The 20,320-nt window shown below is 71.1% G+C and carries 20 protein-coding genes; 9 read left to right on the forward strand and 11 right to left on the reverse strand.

What is annotated here, in order from left to right; genetic code table 11:
- Positions 1–155: 155 nt before the first annotated feature.
- Genes ACIBH4_RS15140 through ACIBH4_RS15150 form a run of 3 tightly spaced genes read left to right on the forward strand, consistent with a single transcriptional unit; the run spans position 156 to position 2,969 of the window.
- On the forward strand, positions 156–1,088 hold the full coding sequence (locus ACIBH4_RS15140) for an ABC transporter ATP-binding protein (protein ID WP_362514688.1): 933 nt from the start codon (positions 156–158) through the stop codon (positions 1,086–1,088).
- Positions 1,057–1,860, forward strand: a complete 804-nt coding sequence (locus ACIBH4_RS15145) for an ABC transporter permease subunit (protein WP_362514691.1) — start codon at positions 1,057–1,059, stop codon at positions 1,858–1,860. Before ACIBH4_RS15140 ends, ACIBH4_RS15145 begins: the two co-directional genes overlap by 32 nt.
- Positions 1,860–2,969 (forward strand): helix-turn-helix domain-containing protein, encoded by a 1,110-nt coding sequence (locus ACIBH4_RS15150; protein WP_362766245.1) that lies wholly within the window; start codon positions 1,860–1,862, stop codon positions 2,967–2,969. Before ACIBH4_RS15145 ends, ACIBH4_RS15150 begins: the two co-directional genes overlap by 1 nt.
- A 16-nt stretch (positions 2,970–2,985) precedes the next feature.
- Here ACIBH4_RS15150 and ACIBH4_RS15155 read toward each other — a convergent pair whose 3' ends face one another.
- From ACIBH4_RS15155 to ACIBH4_RS15185, 7 genes are all read right to left on the reverse strand, one after another.
- Positions 2,986–3,948 carry a quinone oxidoreductase gene (locus ACIBH4_RS15155; RefSeq protein ID WP_362514700.1) on the reverse strand — a complete coding sequence of 321 codons (963 nt, stop codon included), beginning with the start codon at positions 3,946–3,948 and terminating at the stop codon, positions 2,986–2,988.
- A gap of 62 nt (positions 3,949–4,010) precedes the next feature.
- Positions 4,011–6,005, reverse strand: coding sequence for a protein kinase (locus ACIBH4_RS15160; RefSeq protein ID WP_362766248.1), 1,995 nt, complete (start codon positions 6,003–6,005; stop codon positions 4,011–4,013).
- A 37-nt stretch (positions 6,006–6,042) separates the two neighbouring features.
- Positions 6,043–6,705, reverse strand: a complete 663-nt coding sequence (locus tag ACIBH4_RS15165) for an HAD family phosphatase (RefSeq protein ID WP_362514706.1) — start codon at positions 6,703–6,705, stop codon at positions 6,043–6,045.
- Positions 6,695–7,834 (reverse strand): ABC transporter ATP-binding protein, encoded by a 1,140-nt coding sequence (locus tag ACIBH4_RS15170; protein ID WP_362514708.1) that lies wholly within the window; start codon positions 7,832–7,834, stop codon positions 6,695–6,697. Before ACIBH4_RS15170 ends, ACIBH4_RS15165 begins: the two co-directional genes overlap by 11 nt.
- Complete coding sequence (locus ACIBH4_RS15175; RefSeq protein WP_362514711.1) at positions 7,831–8,685, reverse strand: ABC transporter permease subunit; 855 nt, start codon at positions 8,683–8,685, stop codon at positions 7,831–7,833. The genes ACIBH4_RS15170 and ACIBH4_RS15175 overlap by 4 nt, the downstream gene beginning before the upstream one ends.
- Positions 8,673–9,551 carry an ABC transporter permease gene (locus tag ACIBH4_RS15180; protein ID WP_362514714.1) on the reverse strand — a complete coding sequence of 293 codons (879 nt, stop codon included), beginning with the start codon at positions 9,549–9,551 and terminating at the stop codon, positions 8,673–8,675. The genes ACIBH4_RS15175 and ACIBH4_RS15180 overlap by 13 nt, the downstream gene beginning before the upstream one ends.
- On the reverse strand, positions 9,548–10,666 hold the full coding sequence (locus tag ACIBH4_RS15185; RefSeq protein ID WP_362514717.1) for an extracellular solute-binding protein: 1,119 nt from the start codon (positions 10,664–10,666) through the stop codon (positions 9,548–9,550). The genes ACIBH4_RS15180 and ACIBH4_RS15185 overlap by 4 nt, the downstream gene beginning before the upstream one ends.
- Positions 10,667–11,053: 387 nt before the next feature.
- Here ACIBH4_RS15185 and ACIBH4_RS15190 point away from each other — a divergent pair, with 387 nt between their 5' ends.
- Positions 11,054–11,809: a GntR family transcriptional regulator gene (locus ACIBH4_RS15190; protein WP_362514720.1), complete on the forward strand. Its 756-nt coding sequence runs from the start codon at positions 11,054–11,056 to the stop codon at positions 11,807–11,809.
- Positions 11,810–11,880: 71 nt separating this feature from the next.
- A complete protein-coding gene (locus ACIBH4_RS15195) occupies positions 11,881–12,147 on the forward strand; it encodes a DUF6504 family protein (protein WP_350945361.1) in 267 nt (88 codons plus the stop codon).
- A 55-nt stretch (positions 12,148–12,202) separates the two neighbouring features.
- Here the strand turns inward: ACIBH4_RS15195 and ACIBH4_RS15200 are convergent, their stop codons facing one another.
- Together ACIBH4_RS15200 and ACIBH4_RS15205 are read right to left on the reverse strand one after the other, a co-directional pair.
- The gene (locus tag ACIBH4_RS15200) at positions 12,203–13,051 is read right to left on the reverse strand and encodes a DUF4328 domain-containing protein (protein WP_362766251.1); all 849 of its coding nucleotides are present in this window, start codon (positions 13,049–13,051) and stop codon (positions 12,203–12,205) included.
- A gap of 85 nt (positions 13,052–13,136) precedes the next feature.
- Entirely contained in the window at positions 13,137–13,787 is a 651-nt protein-coding gene (locus ACIBH4_RS15205; protein WP_362766254.1) for a response regulator transcription factor, read from the reverse strand.
- Between the two features lie 360 nt (positions 13,788–14,147).
- On the opposite strand from ACIBH4_RS15205, the gene ACIBH4_RS15210 reads away from it, so the two are divergent.
- Positions 14,148–14,666, forward strand: coding sequence for an RNA polymerase sigma factor (locus ACIBH4_RS15210; RefSeq protein WP_362766257.1), 519 nt, complete (start codon positions 14,148–14,150; stop codon positions 14,664–14,666).
- The gene (locus ACIBH4_RS15215) at positions 14,663–15,847 is read left to right on the forward strand and encodes a hypothetical protein (RefSeq protein WP_362766259.1); all 1,185 of its coding nucleotides are present in this window, start codon (positions 14,663–14,665) and stop codon (positions 15,845–15,847) included. Before ACIBH4_RS15210 ends, ACIBH4_RS15215 begins: the two co-directional genes overlap by 4 nt.
- Positions 15,848–15,927: 80 nt before the next feature.
- On the opposite strand, the gene ACIBH4_RS15220 is transcribed toward ACIBH4_RS15215, so the two are convergent.
- The gene (locus ACIBH4_RS15220) at positions 15,928–16,947 is read right to left on the reverse strand and encodes an LLM class F420-dependent oxidoreductase (protein ID WP_362766262.1); all 1,020 of its coding nucleotides are present in this window, start codon (positions 16,945–16,947) and stop codon (positions 15,928–15,930) included.
- Positions 16,948–17,058: 111 nt separating this feature from the next.
- On the opposite strand from ACIBH4_RS15220, the gene ACIBH4_RS15225 reads away from it, so the two are divergent.
- Positions 17,059–18,552 carry a sulfatase gene (locus tag ACIBH4_RS15225; RefSeq protein ID WP_362514743.1) on the forward strand — a complete coding sequence of 498 codons (1,494 nt, stop codon included), beginning with the start codon at positions 17,059–17,061 and terminating at the stop codon, positions 18,550–18,552.
- On the opposite strand, the gene ACIBH4_RS15230 is transcribed toward ACIBH4_RS15225, so the two are convergent.
- Positions 18,481–19,236 (reverse strand): FCD domain-containing protein, encoded by a 756-nt coding sequence (locus ACIBH4_RS15230; protein ID WP_362514746.1) that lies wholly within the window; start codon positions 19,234–19,236, stop codon positions 18,481–18,483. The genes ACIBH4_RS15225 and ACIBH4_RS15230 overlap by 72 nt on opposite strands.
- A 70-nt stretch (positions 19,237–19,306) precedes the next feature.
- Here ACIBH4_RS15230 and ACIBH4_RS15235 point away from each other — a divergent pair, with 70 nt between their 5' ends.
- Positions 19,307–20,224 carry a heterodisulfide reductase-related iron-sulfur binding cluster gene (locus ACIBH4_RS15235; RefSeq protein WP_362766265.1) on the forward strand — a complete coding sequence of 306 codons (918 nt, stop codon included), beginning with the start codon at positions 19,307–19,309 and terminating at the stop codon, positions 20,222–20,224.
- Positions 20,225–20,320: the final 96 nt, after the last annotated feature.

The raw sequence follows: 20,320 nt of genomic DNA on the forward strand, positions 1-20,320 counted from the left end.
AGCCCGAGCAGGTTCGGGATCCCCGCGACGAACCCGGCGGGTTCCAGGTCTCCGCGACGAACCGGGCGGGTTCCGAATTCCCGCAAAGAAAGGGCGGCCAGTTGTCCGGGTCCTGACATGACCTCAGGCGCCGGCGAGAGGGCACGATCTGACGCATGACAAGTGTGGTGGAGACCGAAGGGCTCACCAAGTTCTACGGCGGGCGCCGAGGACTTGAGGATCTCGACCTGGAGATCCGACCGGGGGAGGTGTTCGGGTATCTCGGCCCGAACGGAGCGGGAAAGACAACGACCATCAGGCTGCTCCTGGACGTCATCCGTCCCACCAGGGGCCGGATGACGGTCCTGGGCAGGGATCCCCGCGAGGCGGGTGTGCGGAGCCGGATCGGTTACCTGCCCGGCGAGCTGGCCCTGGAGGGCAGGGAGAAGGCGGGGGAGTTCCTCGCCTTCCTCGGCGCGATGCGCGACGGCGTGCCCAGGGGGCGGATCGAGGAGCTGGCCGAGAGGCTGGAGGCCGACCTGTCGGTGCCGATGGGCAAACTCTCCAAGGGCAACAGGCAGAAGGTCGGGCTCATCCAGGCCTTCATGCACGAGCCGGAGTTCCTGATCCTCGACGAGCCGACCAGCGGCCTGGACCCGCTGATGCAGCAGGAGTTCCTCGCGATGGTCCGCGAGGTCCGCGCCTCGGGCCGTACCGTGCTGATGTCCTCCCACGTGCTGGCCGAGGCCGAGGACGTGTCCGACCGGGTCGGCATCGTGCGCGCCGGCAGGCTGGTCGCGGTGGAGGACGTCTCCGCGCTCAGGGAGAAGGCGGTGCGCCGGGTGGAGTTCCACTTCGACGCCCCGGTGCCTCCGGAGGCGTTCGAGAACCTGCCCGGCGTACGGGATCTGCGGGTGGAGGGGGCCGGGGTGCGCTGCACCATCGACGGCCGCCCGGACGCGCTGATCAAGGCGGCGGCGAGGTTCACCGTGGTGCACATGGTCAGCGCCCAGCCCGACCTGGAGGAGATCTTCCTCACCTACTACAGCCGGCACGAAGAGGAAGGGGAGGCGCGCGATGCCCGCACTGGTGTCGAAAAGCCTGCGTGACTACCGCAGACCGCTGCTCGGCTGGACCATCGGGCTCAGCGCCTTCTTCGCGCTGTACCTGGCCTTCTACCCGAACATCCAGAGCAACCCCGACCTCTACGGGGAAGTGGCGCTGACCAAGTTCCCCGGGGCGATGCGCGACCTCATGGGCGGCCTGGAGGAGGGATTCACCAGCGGCTCCGGCTATCTGCAGACCCTCGTCTACCAGCTGTTCGGGCCGCTGCTGTTCATCATGTGCGCCGCCGTGATCGGCAACCGGGCGATCGCCCAGCCTGAGGAGTCGGGCACGCTGGAACTCGTCCTCACCCTCCCGGTCGACCGCAGGCGACTGGTCCTGGAGCGCTTCGCCGCCCTCGCCCTCGCACTGCTCGGCGTGGCGGCGGCCACCTTCCTCGTCGTGCTCGGCCTGGCGGCCGCCGTCGACATGGGCGTACCCGCCGGCAGGATCCTCGCCGGTCACGTCGGTGTCTTCCTGCTCGCCCTCTTCTTCGGCACGCTCTGCCTGACGGTCGGCGCCGCGACGGGTCGCAGGGGGGTCGCCCTCGCGGTGGTCGGGGTGGTCGCCGTGGCCGGATACGTGGTCGAGACCATGGGCAAGGACGTGGACGGAGTGTCCTGGCTGCGCTGGATCTCGCCGTTCCACTACTACCTCGACGGGCGTCCGATCCAGCTGGGATTCCCGGTGGGGGACTATCTCGTGCTGGCCGGGGCGACCGTCGTGCTGCTCCTGATCGCGATGCCGGCCTTCGACAGGCGTGACGTGGGAGTCTGATGGACGAGCTGCTCGGCGGCCATCTCCGGATGTTGCGGGAGGCGGCCGCCACCGGCAGGCTGCCAGGGCGGGCCGAGCTCGACGACTGCCGCGCCGCCGGTGCGCTGGCCGCCGAGCGGGGCGTGTCCGTGCGGGCACTGGTCGAGGCCGCGCTGGCGACGGCCGAGTCGGTGACCCCCACCCCGCTCCCGGCCCTGCGGCGTACGGTCTCCGCCCTGATGGAAGGGTACGAGAACGCCCAGCGGGCGGCGTTGCGCCGGGAGGAGACGGCGCGCAGGAAGTTCGTCGACGACCTGCTCCAGGGCCGTGCCGACAGGCTCGCCGAACAGGCCGAGCACTTCGGGCTCCGCATGGCGGAGACGTACGTGGTCGCCGTCGCCCGCCCTGCCACCGGAGCCGCCGCGGCCGTCGCTTCGGGGGACGGCGGGTTCGAGGGGCGCGGAGGGTTCGAGGGGCACGGAGGGGAAGAGGAGGTCCGCGGGCTCGCGGGCGAGGCCGAGGGGACGGCCAGGAGGATCGAGGAGGCGCTGGTCGCCAGGTTCGGCTCGCACAACGTGCTGGTCACGGTACGCGACGGGATGCTCGTGTGCGTGGCGCCGGGCAGCCTCGGCGTCGTGAACGGAGAGTTCACCCATCACGTGCGCCAGATGTTCGCGCCCGGCTGGCGGGTCGGGCTCGGCAGAGCGCACCGGGGCCCCGGCGGGGTGGTCACCTCCTATCGGGAGGGGATCAACGCCATCGGGTTCGGCGACAGGCTGGGGCTGCGCGCCCCGGTGCTCAAGGCCGCCGACCTGCTGGTCTTCCCGGTACTGCTGCGGGACCGAGCGGCGATCGAGGACCTGGTGACGAGCGTGCTCAGCCCGCTGCTCGAGGCGCGGGGCGGCCCCGAGCCGCTGCTCGCCACGCTGGAGGCCGTCTTCGCCTCCCAGGGCAACCAGACCGCCGCCGCGCGCAGGCTCGACATCAGCACCCGGGCGGTGACCTACCGGCTGGAGCGGATCCGCCGCCTCACCGGGTTCTCGCCGGACGATCCCACCCAGCGTTTCACCCTGGAGACGGCGGTCCTGGGCGCCCGGCTCCTGGACTGGCCCGCCCAGCCGGCGCACTGACCGGACCTCCGCGCCGTTACGGGATCAGGAGCAGCTTGCCGGTCGTACGGCGGGCTTCGAGGTCCTCGTGGGCGCGGGCGGCCTCGGCGAGGGGGTAGCGCTCGGAGACGTGCACCCGCAGCTGCCCGGAGGCGACCCAGCCGTAGAGGTCGGAGGCGCGCCAGGCGAGCTCGTCGCGGGTGGCGATGTAGGAGCCGAGCGTCGGACGGGCGAGGAAGAGGGAGCCGTTCCTGGCGAGGATCTGCGGGTCGAACGGCGGGACCGGGCCGCTGGCCTGGCCGTACAGCGCCATCATGCCGCGCGGTCGCAGCGAGGCGATGCTCTCGTCGAAGGTGGCCGCGCCCACGCCGTCGTAGACGACGTGCACGCCGGAGCCGGTCAGCTCGCGGACCGCGTCGGCGAAGCCCTTGTAGCGGAACACCTCGTCGGCGCCCGCCCGGCGGGCCAGGGTCTCCTTCTCCTCGGTGGAGACCGTGCCGATGACCCGGGCGCCGCGCAGCTTGGCGATCTGGGTGAGCAGCAGGCCCATCCCCCCGGCGGCGGCGTGCACCAGGACGTCGTCGCCCGCCTTCACCTCGTACGTGGAGTGCGTCAGGTAGTGGGCGGTCAGTCCCTGGAGGGTGACGGCCGCCGCGGCCTCGGCCGTCACCCCCTCGGGTACGGCGAGCACCTTGGAGGCGGGCACCACGATCCTGGAGGCGTAGCTGCCCGGCACGTTCGCCCACGCCACGGTGTCGCCGACGGCGACGTCGCGCACGTCCTCGCCGACGGCGACGACGGTGCCCCCGCCCTCCTCGCCGGGAACGAAGGGCAGGGAGAGCGGGTAGCGGCCCATCCGGTGGTAGACGTCGATGAAGTTCACCCCGGAGGCGGTGACGTCCACCAGGACGTCACCGGGGTTCATCTCGGGGTCCGGGTGATCGTCGGTGTAGGTGAGAACCTCGGGTCCACCGGTGGCGGAGACGACTATGGCGCGCATCGTGCTGAACTCCTTTGGTCGGTCGGATGCCCCGTTCCCCGCAGGGTGCGGATCACTCGCCGTCAGGGCTGTGTGGCGGGTGCGGGGCCGTGCAGGGTGAAGTTGTCGAACGCGGTCCGCAGGACGGCGTCACTGCTCTCGCCCACCCGGGCGATCACGCCGACGAGCCCGTTGGGCAGCGGGTTGGTGTCGAGGAACGACTGGGTCTGCTCGTCGTTGACCCACATGGTGAGCCGCACACCGCCCTCGACGCCTGCGCACTCCGCCGTGAGCCGGACGGCCTCGCCCTTGGGCAGGTCGACCTTGACGGGCTTGGTGAGCTCGCCCCCCGCGCTCTTGACGGTCTTGCGGATGCGGGCGTTGCCCGAGGTGTCGAGCAGAAACTCGTACCGCGTCGCCTTGTTGTCGTCCTCGCCCCGGCAGAACAGCCCGTACTCGCCCATACCGACGGTGCCGGAGCGGATCGTGATGTCGGAGCCGAGCAGGATTCGGCTCGGAGTGATCGGTATGGGGCTCGCCGTGGGGTCGGGGGTGGCCGGGGGAGCGGAGACGAAGGGGATCGGGGCCTGCTCCCGCCTGATGGGGGAGTAACCGCTGACGTCGACGGCGTAGTAACCGTTGGGGGAGTAGCCGTACGTGCCGGTCAACGGGCTGTAGGTGCCGCCGCTCCAGCCGGTGCCGCTCTGGGTGAAGTCGTCCTGGTAGAGCAGGGGGAGGTCCTCGGGGGGGCCGCCGGGAGCGAGGGTGAGGCGCAGCCCGATCCCCGCTGCCGCCACCAGCAGGGCCGCCACCGCCACCCCGACGGCGAGGTTGCGCCGCCCGCCCGCGAGGCCGCGCGGGAAAGGCCAGGTGCCGCCCTCCGGCGGCCCGGGGAGGGTGTGGCCGGGGCCGTCGTGGGAGGCGCCGGGCGAGGAGTGGCCGCCGCCCGGCGGCGAGGCGCCGGAGTCGGCGTGACCGCCCCGGGCGGACTGCGCGGTGTGAGCCGCGTCCCCCTGGGCGGGGTCGGGATTTCGTCCCGGTTCGTTCCAGCCGGGGTCGAGGTTTTGTCCCGGGTGGCTCCAGGCGGAGTCGGGGCCCTGTCCCGGGTGGCTCCGGGCGGGGTCGGGATTCTGCTCGGGGTGGCTTCGGCCGGGGACGGAAGGCGTACCCGCGGGACCGGCGGGACCTGTGCCGCTCCAGGGGGCGCCGTCCGGCGTCTCCCCGGGGCCCTGCCAGGAGGCCTGGACCGAGTGGGCGGCCTGTTCCGGCGCGGCGGAGCGGCCCACCAGGTGGTCGAGGAGCTGCTGTGAGGTGGGCCGGTTGCGCGGGTCCTTGGTCAGGGCGTAGGTGACGAGCTCGCGCAGCGCGGGTTCCATGCCCTCCAGAGAGGGTTCGGTGTTGAGCACCTGGTACAGCACGGCGGGGAGCGCCTCGCCGCCGAACGGCGCCCGCCCGCTCGCGGCGAAGGCCATCAGGCAGCCCCACGAGAACACGTCGCAGGCGGCGGAGACCGGCTCACCGCGCAGCACCTCGGGCGCCATGTATCGGGGGGTGCCGAGGATCTCGCCGGTCCCGGTCATCCCGCCGAGGGTGTCCAGCGCGCGGGCGATACCGAAGTCGATCACGCGGGGGCCGATGGGGGAGAGCAGCACGTTGGAAGGCTTGAGGTCGCGGTGCACGACTCCGGCGCCGTGGATGGCGGTCAGCGCGGTCGCCACCCCGACGGCGAGCGCGTCGAGGCTGGAGCCGCGGAGCGGCCCGTCCGCGTCGACGGCCTCCTCAAGGTTGGGGCCGGTGACGTACTCGGTGACGACGTAGAGCTGGTCGCCGTCGAGCGCGGCCTCGACGACCGCGGCCGTGCAGAACCTGCGGACCCGCTGCGCCGCGTCGGCCTCCCTGCGGAAGCGCATCCGGAACCGTTCGTGCCTGCTGTACTCCGGATTGATGACCTTGATGGCGACCTGCTGCCCGTCAGGGGACTCGCCGAGATAGACCGTGCCCATCCCGCCCCTGCCCAGCTGGCTGAGCACGCGGTATCGGCCTATCTGCAGGGGTTCGTCGGGACTGAGGTCGCTCACCTTTGTGCCTAACCGCCTACGCCGTCACATGGGTGTTTCAGCCTATCGATCTTCTGCCGCTCACCAGCAGACGCAACAGCGGCACGCCGACTTTTTCCAGGCCGTCCACGGTCAGCACGTCCTCGGGCGCCGGACCGCCGGAGACCGACACCACCAGGCACCCCGCCGCGCGGGCCGCGGCGAGCCCGGTCGGGCTGTCCTCCACGGCCACGCAGTCGGCGGGGTCGAGGCCCAGCACGGAGGCAGCCCGCAGGTACGGGTCGGGCAGCGGCTTGCCGCGAACGGTGTCCTCGGCGGCCACGACCAGGGCGAAGCGCTCCGCCCCGACGGTGCGCAGCACCATCTCCACGATGAGTCGTGGTGAGGCGCTGACCAGCGCCGCGGGCACGCCTTCCTCCCTCAGCTCGTCCAGCAGCCGGATCGCGCCGGGCAGCGGTGTCACCCCGCCGGAGATCCGCCCGGCGAAGGCCTCGGTGAGCCGAACCCCGATCCGTTCCACGCCGGGCGGGGACGGTGCGCGCCGCGCGAGGTAGCCGGCCACGTCCTCGACCATGCGGCCCAGGACGTGGCCGGCGTCGGCCCCCGTCAGCTCCAGGTTCAGCTCGGCGGCGACCGCCACGCACGCCTGCCACCACATTCCCTCGGTGTCGACGAGCGTGCCGTCCATGTCGAACAGGACGGCTTTGAGCTCACCCGACACCCGCGACGTCCTCGGACTCTGATGCCCCGGACGACCCGGAGGGCGTCGCGGAGTCCGGCGACCCCGGGGACTCAGGGGAGTCCTCAGGGGTGAGGGCGGGGGCGGTGCGCGCGGCGACGAGCACGGGCCGCTGCACGAGGGAGACGTTCACCCGCGTGCCCGGCGCCAGGCGTACCGCGTCGTGTCCCGGCACGTCGCTGAGGACCTCCAGCTCGCCCACCCGCACCCGCAGCCGCGCGGTGGAGCCACGGAAGGACGACGCCACGACCGTGGCGTTCCCTTCCGGGGAGGGCGTGACCAGCACGGCCTCCGGCCGTACCAGCACGTCGACCTCGGGCGAGGACGGCACGGAGCCGTCCACCGGCATGAGTTTCCCCATCACGGTCACCTCCCGGCCGGACAGGTGGCCGGGGACGTGGTTCATCGCGCCGACGAACTCCGCCACGAACGGGGTGGCGGGCCGGTCGTAGACCTCGGCCGGTGGGCCGCACTGCTCCAGCCGTCCGGCACGCAGCACCGCGACCTTGTCGGCGACCGAGAGGGCCTCCTCCTGGTCGTGGGTGACGAAGATGGTGGTGATGCCCAGTTCGAGCTGGAGGCGCCGGATCTCCTCGCGCAGCGAGACGCGGACCTTGGCGTCCAGCGCGGACAGCGGCTCGTCGAGCAGCAGTACGCGTGGTTCCAGCGCCAGTGCCCTGGCCAGGGCGACACGCTGCTGCTGGCCGCCCGACAGCTCGTGCGGGTAGCGCTGGGCGTGCGTCGGCAGGCCGACCAGTTCCAGCAGCTCATCCGCCCGTGCGTGCCGTTTCGCGGTCGGCACCTTGCGCACCCGCAGCCCGAAGGCCACGTTGTCCCGCGCGTTGAGGTTGGGGAACAGGCTGTAGGACTGGAAGACCATGCCCGCGTCCCGCCGGTTGGCGGGCACCCGGGTGATGTCCTTGCCGTCCACGAGCACCGCTCCGGCGTCGGGGTGCTCGAAACCGGCGACGCAGCGCAGCGCGGTGGTCTTCCCGCAGCCGGAAGGGCCGAGCAGGGCCATCAGCTCGCCCTGCTCGACGGTGAGGTCCAGGCCGTCCAGGGCCACCGTGCGGCCGAACGCGCGACGCAGCCCCCGGAACTCGACGGTCATCGGCGTTTCCTTCCCGCACCCGAGAGGGTGAGCAGCAGCAGCCAGATGAGGAGCAGGCTGATGATCGACAGGGCGACGGAGAGTTGTCCGTCGTTCCCGGAGATGGTGACGATCCAGACGGGGAACGTCTGGTAGCCGAGCAGGGCGGCGACGGTGTACTCGCCGAGCACCAGCGCGAGGGCGAGAAAGGAGGCGCTCGCGATGGAGGAGCGGATGTTGGGGATGATCACGCGGAACAGCACGTAAGGCCACGAGGCACCCAGGTTGCGTGCCGCCTCCACCAGCGTCCGCACGTCGATCGCGCGCAGCCCGGCGTCCAGCGACCGGTAGACGAACGGCAGCGTCAGCATCACGTACGCGAGCACGAGGACGAAGGGGAACCTCTGGTCCTGGATGGCGATGAGCGTCGCCCAGAACGGTGTGGCGGCCAGCGCCTCGACGCCGTCACGCAGCGCCGTGCTGATGCCGACCACGTAGGTGATCGGCGGTACGACCAGCGGGAGCGTGGAGAGCACCTCCAGCACGGGGCGCAGCCGGGGCGCGCCGAGCCGCACGGCGAGCATGGCGGGGAGGGTGAGCAGCAGCACCGCGACGATGGTCGCCGCGGCCAGCGCCAGGGAGAGCAGCAGGCTGGGAACGAAGCCGGGCGCCGACAGGATCCGCCCGTAGGCGGCGAGTGAGAAGCCCTGGCCCTCGGAGTAGACGGTGAACCAGAAGGACACCGCCATCGGTACGACGAAGTAGACCGCCGCGACGACCAGCACGATCCCGCGCCAGGCCCGCCGAGCTCCGGGACGGGCGGTGGCGGCGGGACCCGGAGTGACGTCGGGCAGGGTCGCTACCGCAACCATCGGGAGCTCCTCTTCTGCAGCGGCAGGTAGACCGCCATCACCAGCAGCGCGACGACGATCATGTCGAGGCTCAGGGCGAGCGCGACGTTCTCGTACCCGATGAGGACGTCCCCGGTGAGTGCCTCGGCGATCTGCAGGGTGACCAGGGGGACCGTGCTGCCGACCATGGCGTAGGCGGTGGCGTAGGCGGCGAAGGCGCCGCCGAACAGCAGGACGACGCCGCCGAGCAGGGCCGGGGTGAGCACCGGGATGCCGACGTAGCGCCAGAACTGCCAGGTGGTGGCGCCGTTGTTCTGTGCCGCCTCCCGCCACTGCGGGCGCAGGCCGTCCAGCGCCGGGGTCACGACGAGCACCATCAGCGGCACCGAGAAGTACATGTAGACCAGGGCGAGGCCCCAGAAGTTGTACAGCACTCCGGGGCCGAGGCCCAGCGCGGTGGTGATCACTCCCGAGTTGCCCAGGGTGGCGATCCAGATGAAGGCGAGTGGCACGCCGCCGAAGTTGGCCAGCACGCCGGAGAAGGTGAGCACGGCCTCGCGCAGGGCCGTGAACCGGGAGGTGACGACGGCCTGGGCCAGGAACGTCCCGGCGACCGCGGCGGCGACCGCCACCACGGCCGACAGCTGAACGCTGCTGATCAGGGCGTTGAGGTAGGGGCCCTGCAGGCTTCTGGACAGGTTGGCGGTGCCGAGGGAGGAGACCTTGGTCACCGGGTCCTTGACGGTGAACGCGCCGACCAGCAGCGTGAGCGCCGGGATCCCGAAGGCCACCGCCGTCACGACGAGCAGCGGCAGGGCTCCCACCCAGTTCTTGGAGCGAGGACGGCCGCCGCGCGGGGCGGCGGCCGTGACAGCCGGGACCGTCATCCCGAGACCGCGGCGCCCCAGCCGTCGGCCAGGACCTCCTTGGCCTTGTTGACCTGGGCCTCCGTCGGGAAGGTGGGGTCACCCTCGACCGGCGGGAGGTTGGCCTCCGCCGTCGCGTCGACCGTGCCGTCGGCCTTCATCGCGGGCAGCAGCACCGGGCGGGCGAAGCCGCCGAGGTAGAGGTTCTGGCCCTCGGTGCTGTAGAGGAACTCCTGCCACAGGCGCGCGGCGGCCGGGTGCGGGGCGTCCTTGTTGATGGCCTGGGCGTAAAGCTGGAAGTACTTGCCGTCGCCGGGGATGACGGTCTTCCAGTCGATGCCCTTCTCGGCCATCTTGGGGGCGTAGGCGGCGTTGTTGTAGTCCCAGTCGATGCTGATCTGGGTCTCGCCCTTCTCGATGGTGGCCGGGGTGGTCTCCACCGGGTTGAAGTTCCCCGTCTCCTTCAGCTTCTTGAAGAAGTCGAGGCCGGGCTTGATGTCGTCGAAGGAGCCGCCGTTGGCGAGGGCCGCCGCGTACACGCCCGCGAACGCCGAGCCCGACTTGGTGGGGTTGCCGTTCAGTGCGACCTTGCCCTTGTACTCGGGCTTTAGTAGGTCGGCGTAGGTCTCCGGGCACTTGTCGATCTTCTTGGCGTCGCAGCCGATGGAGATGTAGCCGCCGTAGTCGTTGAACCAGAGGCCGCTCGGCTCCTTCTGGTTGTCGGGGATCTTGTCCCAGCTCTCGACCTTGTACGGCGCGAACAGGCCCTCGGCGGCGCCGCTGATCGCGAAGGACTGGCCGATGTCGAGCACGTCGGGGGCGCGGTCCTGGCCCTTGCGGGTCTTCACCGCGTTGATCTCGTCGGCGCTGGAGGCGTCGGGGGTCTCGCTCTCGATCTCGATGCCGTACTTCGCCTTGAAGGCTTCGATGATCTTTCCGTAGTTGGCCCAGTCGGGCGGGAGGGCGATGACGTGGAGCTTGCCCTCCTTCTTGGCGGCCTCGACGAGCTTGTCCAGCCCGCCGAAGTCGGCGGCGGAGGTGGCGGTTCTGGCGTCCACTCCGGCCGCGGAGCCGCCGTCGGCGCCCGCCGAGGGGGCCGTTGTGGTGGGGGCGGCTCCGCACGCTGTGGCGCTCATCAGGAGGAATGCGGCCAGGCCTGCAAAGCGAACTCGGGATGCGATCACTGTGTCTCCCAAGGGGGTGTCGCGCAATATTTCACGAAAGTAGACGAACTTGTACAAACAAGCTAGGCCTCCTATGTCGTGAATCAGTTGCTGTTTGGTGAACGGGCCAAGTACAAGGGTGAAATGCGGGAACTTGGGCTATGTGTGGCAATAACGCTTGTTTAGGGTGGGGTTCAGTCGGACACACGGTGCGCGCAGTGAGGGATTCCGTTGACGCCTGCCGGGCCGGATGCGAGCGGGCGGCTTGAGAGGCGAGGCGAGATTGCGTGGTCACCGGGCGTGCGGGGATGCATGGGAGAGAGCCGTGGGGTTCGCGGGTGCGCCGGAAGGGGGGCGGATGTGACGGCCCGGTACATGGGCATCGCGGAGGAGCTACGCGACGCGATCATGCGAGGTGAGCACCCCGTGGGCGCCCAGCTCCCCTCGGAGTCCGAGCTGGCCACCCGCTTCGCGGCCTCGCGCGGCACGATCCGCCAGGCGGTCGCCGTACTCGCCACCGAGGGCCTGGTCGGGTCCCGCCAGGGCGCCAGGCGCATCGTGCTCGGCCGTGAGCGCAGCCAGAGCTTCGCCGAACTGCACAGCTTCGCCCAGTGGGCGCGGGTGATGGGCTATCGGGTGAGCGGGCGGGTGCTGGAGCAGCGCCGCAGGGGCGCCGGCGTCACCGAGGCCGCCAGGCTCGCGCTTCAGCCGGGCGATCCGGTGCTTTTCGTGCTGCGGCTGCGCTCCCTGGAGGGCGAGCCGGTGATGCTGGAACGCACGGTCTACGCCGGGTGGATCGCCCCGGCCGTCGAGCGCATCGAACCGGGCTGCGAGTCGGTCACCCAGGCCCTCTACGAGAGTGTCGGCCTCGTCTTCGCCTACGGCGAGCACCTCATCGACGCGGTGGCCGCGGGCGTCGAGGACTCCAGGCTGCTGGCCGTGCGCAGGGGCAGCCCGCTGCTGCGCCAGCGCCGGGTCACCACCACCCACGAGGGGCGGCCCGTCGAGTGGTCCGACGACCGCTACCGCGCGGGCAGCGTCACCTTCAGCATCCGCAACTCGGTGGACGCCAATCCGCTCGTACGGCAGGTGGGGGACTTGCGCCCGGCCCGGTAAGAACGTATGTTCGATACGCCAGGCCCGTCTTCCCCCGGGTGCTCATCGGAAAGCCGCGGGAGAAGAGCGTCTTGAGCAGACTTTACGGCGACCCCGTCGAAGTGTGGATCCGCGACGGGCAGCCCGTCCAGTTCGTCTGGGGCGATCGCCTCCACGCCGTCGGCAGGGTTCTCGACCACTGGGTCGTCGCACGCGAGTGGTGGAAGACCTCCGCCGGTGATCCCGGCGAGCGCCGGTTCTGGCGGGTCGAGGCCGCCTCGGGAGGCCGGGCCGGCACCTACGAGCTCAGGTTCGACACCGCGGGCGAGGGCTGGCTGCTGATCAGGGCATGGGAGTGACGTCCCGCCCCGGCGTGCCTCCCGCGTGCCTTCCATCGGGCGGGGCGGTGCTCGCTCACTGTCCGGCGGGATGGACCTCCTGGGGCTGCTCCTGCCCGGAGACCTCCGGCGAGGGCGCCTCGGAGAGGGAGGGCGCGGGGTCGTCCGCGAGCGGGGTCGGGACCGATCTCACCGGGTTCCGCTTCACCCGGTCCTGCTGCACCTGGTCCTGCTGCACCGAGGTCGGTTTCACCGGGACCGTCTCCGCCGCCTGCGCCGGGAGGCGGCGCTCAGGCCTGGTCCGCCGCCGGTGCCCGCCGCCCGCGGCCTGGATCCCGGTGATCTGCCGCACGGTCGTCGCGCACAGCAGGGAGGCGGTCGCGACGGCGACCAGCTCGGTCAGGCCGAACCCGGTCAGGCTCGCGCCTCCCTGGGGCGCCCCAGGCCACAACCGGGCCAGCACCAGCGCGGAGGCGACGAGCCAGCTCAGCCACCAGGCGGTGAGCAGCGCCTTCCAGCGCAGGCGGCGATCCAGCGGCGGGCGGGAGGCTCGCCACAGCCGGTCGACCAGCACGGGGGGCGCGGCCAGGTTGACCACGGGCACGAACCAGCTCACCAGGACCGGCGCCACCGCGGTCCGGTCGGCGCCCTGCCGGGCGCGAAGCAGCCAGTTCAGGTAGGCGGCGACGGCGGCGATCGCGGATGCGGCGAAGAACATGATCAGAATGGCGAAGACGGTGACCGCGCCGAAGACCGCGTCGGCTCCGGGGGCGTGGGGGTCGCCGTTGAGCTCGGATATCTCCAGGACGAGGCGCCGACCGCGGACCTGTTCGAACACCGCCAGGGCGGCGACCGCGACCACCAGTGCGGTGAGCGTGACATAGACGGCCGAGGCCGATTTTTGTAGAGATGGGATAGAGCGCATGTATATCTCCCCCCCGCCATGCGCTGAGGACCTGCCCCTTTTCCTATCCCGTCAGCGCTCCCGCTAATCAGCGCGGATGCCCTGCTCAGCCGACGATGCCGGACTCCCACGCCCAGGCGGCGATCTCCACCCGATTCCTCGCACCCAGCTTCACCTGGATGCTCCCCAGGTGCGTCTTCACGGTCGACAGTGAGACGAACAGCTCGGCGGCGACCTCCTGGTTGGTCCGCCCCCTGGCGACCAGGCGCACGACGTCCAGCTCACGCTCGGTGAGGGGCTCGCTGGGCGGGCGTACGCCACCGGCCCGAGGGTGGGAGAGGTGTTCGAGCAGGCGCACGGTCACCGAGGGCGACACCAGTGCGTCCCCGGCCGCCGCGGCCCGGATCGCCTCGATGAGCAGCGTCGGCCCGCTGTCCTTGAGCAGGAAACCGGTCGCCCCCGCGCGCAGCGCGCCGTAGACGTACTCGTCGAGGTCGAAGGTGGTGACGATCACCACCCTCATCGGGTCCGCCACCCCCGGCCCCGCGAGGATGCGGGTGGCCTCCAGGCCGTCCAGCTTGGGCATGCGGATGTCGAGCAGGCACACGTCCGGCCGTAACCGTCGTGCCAGCTCGACGGCCTCGGCCCCGTTGGCGGCCGTCGCCAGGACCTCCATGTCCTGCTGGGCGTCCAGAATCATCTGGAACCCGGTCCGCACCAGTTCCTGGTCATCGGCGATGAGCACCCGAATCGTCACCTGTTGGATTGTGCCAGCCCTGAGGCGGTCACGGATCGGGCATCCGGCCGATGTGCCGGTAAGCGACGGCGAATCGTCCTTTCGGCCGACCCCGTCCGGGGGACGTGGAGACGATCGGTCGATCTGCCGCCGTCCTCCGCACGGGAAAGTGCTCGCGTGAACGTTGTCCTTGAGGGATCCGGGCTGGTCAAGCGCTTCGGAACGACCGTGGCGCCGGGCGGTGTCAGACCGGCGATCCATGCGGGCGAGGGCGTGGAGAAGGCAGGGGCAGGCCGAGGCGGGTGGGTGGGGAAACGGGGTGCCGGATAACTTTTCTCTTCCCGGCCGGTGATCGGGGGGCCGGGAAAGGCACTCCTTGGTGTGGATGATCCAGAAGCGCGATTCACCGCGCTGTACGACCAGCACTATCGCAGCGTGCTCGGCTACACGCTGCTGCGCGCGGAGCGGCAGGCGGCCGAGGACATCGCGAGCGAGACGTTCCTGATCGCCTGGCGGCAGCTGGAGGAGCTGCCGGAGCCGTCGCTGCCCTGGCTGCTCGGCGTCGCCCGGAACCTGCTGCGCGGGCAGCGGCGTTCCGGGCTGCGACGGCGGGCACTGGTGGAACGGCTGGCGGAGCTGTCCTCGGAGGGCGACGTGACCGAGCGGGTGGCCGAGCAGGTCGCCGAGCGCGAGGCGGCTCTCGCGGCGCTCGCCGGGTTGTCCGAGCTGGACGCCGAGGCGGTGATCCTGGCCAGCTGGTACGGGCTGGCTCCGGCCGACGCCGCCAAGCTCGCCGGCTGTTCCGCCCGGGCCTTCACCGTTCGCCTGTATCGCGCCCGCCGCCGCCTGTCCCAGGTACTCGACCTCACCCCGACCACTACCCTGCAGGAGCAGCCTTGAACGACGTCAACGAACGTGTCCGCGCGCTGCGCCCGGACGCACTCACCGAGGACGCCCACCGGCGGCGCCGCGAGGCCGATCTCGCCCGTGCCTTCGCGACGGCCGTGTCCGGGCCCGATCGTGCGTCCGGTCGCGCTCCCGATTCCGTGTCCTTCCGCGTGCCCCTCGACGCCTCCCGCCCTCTGTCCCGTCTCCGCCTCACCCCCGGGATCGTGCTGACCGGCGCCCTCGTCGGGCTGGCCGCCGCCGTGACGGTGCCCGCCGTCATGACGGGGACGGTCGGGCTGCGGGGGCCGGGCGGGGGCCGGACCGCGGCGATCGCCTCCCCGGACCCGGCCTCGGGCACCTCCCCGGTACGGCACCCCGAGGCCCAGGTGCCGCCCTCCGAGACCTCCGGCTCGCTCCCGGTCGCGACCCCCGGCACGCGGGTGGTCACGCTCGACGCCCGGTCGTTCCTGCTGACGGGTGCGGAGACGGCGGCGCGCACGACCTCCCCGGAAGGCCGGTACTGGTTCGAGCGCACCAGGACCTTCGAACCCGCCGGGTCCGGCGCGACCGTCGCCCACACTGACGAGTCCTGGTATGACGGCCGGGCCGGGCGGATCGTGTCTAACCAGGATGTAAATATCACTTTCGCCACTGAAGCCGCGAAGGCGGCATGGAGGGCGAAAGGGGCCCCGGCACTGTGGCCCAGGCCGCGTACCGAGGACTTCTCCCGGCTCTCGCTGCGATGGCGGGTCGGGAGCGAGACGCTGACCATGGACGAGGTGCGGGACCTGCCCGGTGACGCCGAAGAGCTGGAGCGGTGGCTCCGCTCGGCCCACCGGGACGGGCCGTTCCCGGCCTTCGTCTTCGACGCCGCGCGGTACCTGCTCGCCTCACCCGCGAGCCCGGCCACACGTGCCGCGACGTTGCGCGTCCTCGCGGCCCAGCCCGGGATCGTCCTGAAGAAGGACGTCCTCGACCCGCTCGGGCGCACCGGCTTCGCCGTCATCACGGCCGAAGGCCACCACACCCTGGTCGTCGACGAGTCGGGGGCGCGCCTGCTGGCCTTCGTCTACACGGGCCCGGACGAGAGCCCCCGTACCGGTGACCGTTCCGCGCACCTCCCCTTCCGCAAGGGCCTCAGGATCGCCTACGAGGAGTCCGGCTGGGTGGGGGAGGTCGGCGTTCGGAGGTGACGTCCGCCCCGCCGCACGGCGAGACCGGCGGGCGGCGGGGCGGTCCTCGCGCGAGGAGGAGCGGCGTCGCCCGGGACGGGTCAGCCCAGGACGAGGTCCCTGATGGTCTTCAGGGAGGCCTCGTCGCGAGGGCCCATCACCAGGAGGTTGCTCACCGGGCTGTTACGCCACAGCTCAAGGCGTTCGCGGATGCGGCCCGCGGGGCCGACCAGGGAGATGCCGTCGGCCAGCTCGTCGGGGATCGCGTTGAACGCCTCGTCCCTGCGTCCGGCCAGGTAGAGGGCCTGGATCTCCTCGGCGGCCTCGGCGTAGCCCATCCTGCCGATGATGTCGGCGTGGAAGTTGCGGCCCTTGGCCCCCATGCCGCCGATGTAGAGGGTGAGCATCATCTTCACCCCGTCCAGCGCCGCTCGGACGTCGTCGGTGATGAGGGTCATGACCATGGCGGCGATGTCGAAGCCGGGGTCGGCGCCGGCGAGCGAGGGGCCGTACATCCGCTCGATCTTCTCGGGGAACACGAACAGCGGCAGCCAGCCGTCGGCGATCTCGGCGGCGAGCGCGACGTTCTTCGGCCCCTCCGCACCCAGGTAGAGAGGGATCTCGGCGCGCAGCGGGTGGGTGATCAGCTTCAGCGGCTTGCCGAGGTTCGCGCCTCCCGGGTAGGGGAGGGGATAGTGCTCACCGTCGCTGGTCACCGGCTCCTCGCGGCGCCACACCTTGCGCATGATCTCGACGTACTCGCGGGTGCGGGCGAGCGGCCTGGGGAACGGGTTTCCGTACCAGCCCTCGACGACCTGGGGCCCCGACGCGCCGATGCCGAGCAGCAGCCGCCCGCCGGTGAGATGATCCAGGGTCATCGCGGTCATCGCGGTCGCCGCCGGGGTTCTGGCGGAGATCTGCACCACGGATGTGCCTAGTTTGATCCGGGATGTCTGCGCGCCGTACCAGGCCAGGGGGGTGAAGGCGTCGCTACCGTAGGCTTCCGCGGTCCAGACGGACTCATAACCCAATCGCTCCGCGGTCTGGACGAGTTCGGTGGCGTCGTCGGCGTTCCGTTGCCAGTAGCCGAGGTTCAGGCCGAGCTTCAGGTCGGTGCTCACGGGGTTCTCCTCGCGACGCGGCGCCGGACGGATCCCGCAATTAGAACACGTTCTATATTGGTCGGTCGAGTGTGAGGTGTCGAGATTCTGTCTTTCGGGAAGCGTGTTTCTGTGCTCAACGCCGCTCGCAAACTCCTCTCCCTGGTGTCGCTGCTCGCCCTCGCCGCCATGGGAACGATCCCGGCCGTGGCGCACGCGCAGGGACGGCCCAACATCGTGTTTGTCCTCGTCGACGACCTGGAGGCGGGTGATCTGCGGAGATTTCCCAACATCTGGAATCTCCTCGCGCAGGGCGGCACCGGCTTCGACAGGTTCTTCGTGCCGAACTCCTGGTGCTGTCCCTCACGTGCGTCGATCATGCGCTGCCAGTACGTGCACAGCCACGGCGTGCTGACCAACACCGCCCCCGAAGGGGGGTTCACCAAGTACTACACATCCGGCCTGGAACGCTCCAACATCGCGACCTGGATGAAGTCGGCCGGATACCGCACCGGGCTGATGGGCAAATACCTCAACCACTATCCCGGCGGCGCCACCTCCGCCACCCACGTGCCTCCCGGCTGGGACGAGTGGGACGTGCCGGTGCGCAGGCTGTACGAGGAGTACGGCTACACGCTCAACGAGAACGGCATGCTGCGGAAATACGGCTTCGCGCCGCAGGACTATCTGACCGACGTGCTCAGCGCGAAGGCGAGGGCGTTCGTCTCCCAGCCGAGCCAGGATCCGTTCTTCCTGTATCTCGCCCCGGTCGCCCCGCACAACCCGGCCAACCACGCCCCCCGGCACGAGGCCGCCTTCGCCGGGGTGGTGGCCCCGCGCACCCCGTCCTTCGACCAGGCGGATGTCAGTGCCGAGCCGCTCTGGCTCAGGTCGCTCCCGCCGTTCGACGCTGCGAGGATCCGCAAGATCGACCGGCACTACCGGGACCGGCTCCGGGCGATGCTCGGCGTGGACGACATGGTGGGCGCCCTCGTCGAATCGCTCAGGGTCTCCGGCAAGCTCGATGAAACGTATATCTTTTTCTCCTCCGATAACGGGTTCCACCTGGGCCAGCACCGGCTCGGCCAGGGCAAGACCACGCCCTTCGATGAGTCGATCAAGGTGCCGCTGCTGGTGAGGGGACCCGGTGTGCAGGCGGGCCGCGTCGTCGGCGACATGGCCGCGAGCGTGGACCTCGCCCCGACGTTCGCGCAGCTCGCCGGGGTCACGCTCCCCGACTTCGCCGAGGGGCGCTCCCTGCTGCCGCTCCTGCGGGGTGAGACACCGCCCTCGTGGCGCCAGAACGTGCTGCTGGAGTTCTACCGCCCGACCAGCCCGGATTCGGCCCGCCAGACCCCGGTCCCCGCCTACCAGGGGATGCGGACCGCCCAGAGCACCTTCGTCCGCTACTCCACCGGCGAGTACCAGATCTACGACGTCGTCAGGGATCCCTACCAGCTTCACAACCTCGCCGCGGAGATCCCGCTCCCCGTGATCGCCGAGTTCAACCGGCAACTCGACGCCCTGGTCTCCTGCTCGGGCGCCTCCTGCCGCTCAGCCGACTCGGTCAGGCCGCCCCTGTTGCCCTTCAAGCCCCTCATCATCCTCAGCCCGTGGGGGACGTGAGATGCCGGGGTAGGCCCGTCGCAGGTGGTCCTCGACGGCGGACGAGGCCTCCGCCGCGTCCCCGGCGGCGATGGCCCGGTGGATCCGGCGGTGGTCGGCCATGAGCCCCGCGGTGTCGCCCAGGCGCTCGACCGCCTCGACCGCGTAGCGGCGGAGCGAGTCGCGCAGGGAGAGCATCATCGCGGTGGTCAGCCTGTTGCCCGAGGCCTCGGCGATGGCGACGTGGAAGTCCGTGTCGTGCTCGACGAACTCCTCGGCCGTCGTCGTGGCGTCCATGCGCTCCAGTGCGGCGGTCAGGGCGGACAGGTCGGCCCCGTGGACGGCGGCGTGCGAGACCGACCACTTCTCGATCATCAACCGGGCGTCGACGACCTCCTCCAACGACAGGTTCGCCAGCCCGAGGTGGAGCCTGAGCAGGTCGCTCAGGGCCTCGGCGGGCCTGGAGATGAGGAGGGCCCCCGCGTCGGGACCTCGTCCGACCTGCGAGGAGACCACTCCCAGCGTCTCCAGCACCCGCATCGCCTCGCGTACCGACGACCGGCTCACCCGTAGCTGCTCGGCGAGTTGCCGCTCGCCGGGCAGGCGATCCCCGACCCTGAGGCCGTCGTCCGCGATGCGGCGCTCGATCTGGGCGATCACCTCCTCGAACGTCCGGGTGCGCCGGACCGGCTGCCAACCGCTCAAGGGGACCTCCTCTTGTGGAGAAATATGGTCAGACCATACTGTGGTCAGGCCATTGAAAGGAAGGAGCGCCGTGCGCGTCGCCCTCTTCGTCACCTGCGTGAACGACACCCTGTTTCCCGGCACCGGGCGGGCGGTCGTCACGCTGCTGCGCCGCCTCGGATGCGACGTCGACTTCCCCACCGCCCAGACCTGCTGCGGCCAGATGCACGTCAACACGGGATATCCCGAGGAGGGCAGGAGGCTCGCGCGGCACTTCGTGGACGTCTTCGCCCCCTACGACGCGGTCGTCGCGCCGTCGGGATCGTGCGCCGCGATGGTCCGCGAGCAGTACCCCCGGCTCGCCCGCACCGCCGCCGCCCCCGCCCAGGTCAGGGCCGGGTCCCCCGGGGGGCTGATCACCGGGACCGTCGGGGCCTCGGCGCCCCGGACGGCTCCGCCGAGAGGCTCGGGCCCCGCTCCGGCGCCTCTCGCGGGCGAGCCGGAATCGCCTGCTCCGCCGAAGGACCCGCGCCCCGGTCCGGCGTCCCGAGCGGACGAGTCCGGATCCTTCGCCGCCGAGGTGGCCGAGCTGGTGCCCAGGGTCTACGACCTCTCCGAGTTCCTCGTCGACGTCCTCGGCGTCACCGACGTGGGCGCCTACTTCCCGCACCGGGTGACCTACCACCCGACCTGCCACTCGATGCGGATCCTGCGCGTGGGAGATCGGCCCACCCGGCTGCTGGAGCAGGTCAGGGGGCTGGAGCTGGTCCCGCTACCCGGTGCCGACGAGTGCTGCGGCTTCGGCGGCACCTTCGCGGTGAAGAACCCGGCGATCTCCGCGGCGATGTGCGCCGACAAGGTGCACAACGTCGCGACCACCGGCGCCGAGGTGCTGTGCGCCGCCGACAACTCCTGCCTGATGCACATCGGCGGCACCCTGAAACGCCAGCGCACCGGTGTGCGGATCATGCACCTCGCCGAGATCCTCGCCGCCACGGAGACCACCTGATGAGCGGCCCGGCCGTCGGTGAAAGAGCCGCAGGGGAGAGAGCCGTCGGCGAGAGGGGCGTCGGTGGGAGGGGCGTTGACGAGAAGAGCGTCGATG

Origin of the sequence: Streptosporangium sp. NPDC050284 (genome assembly GCF_044459525.1) — a bacterium.
In the GTDB taxonomy this organism is placed as follows: Bacteria; Actinomycetota; Actinomycetes; order Streptosporangiales; family Streptosporangiaceae; genus Streptosporangium.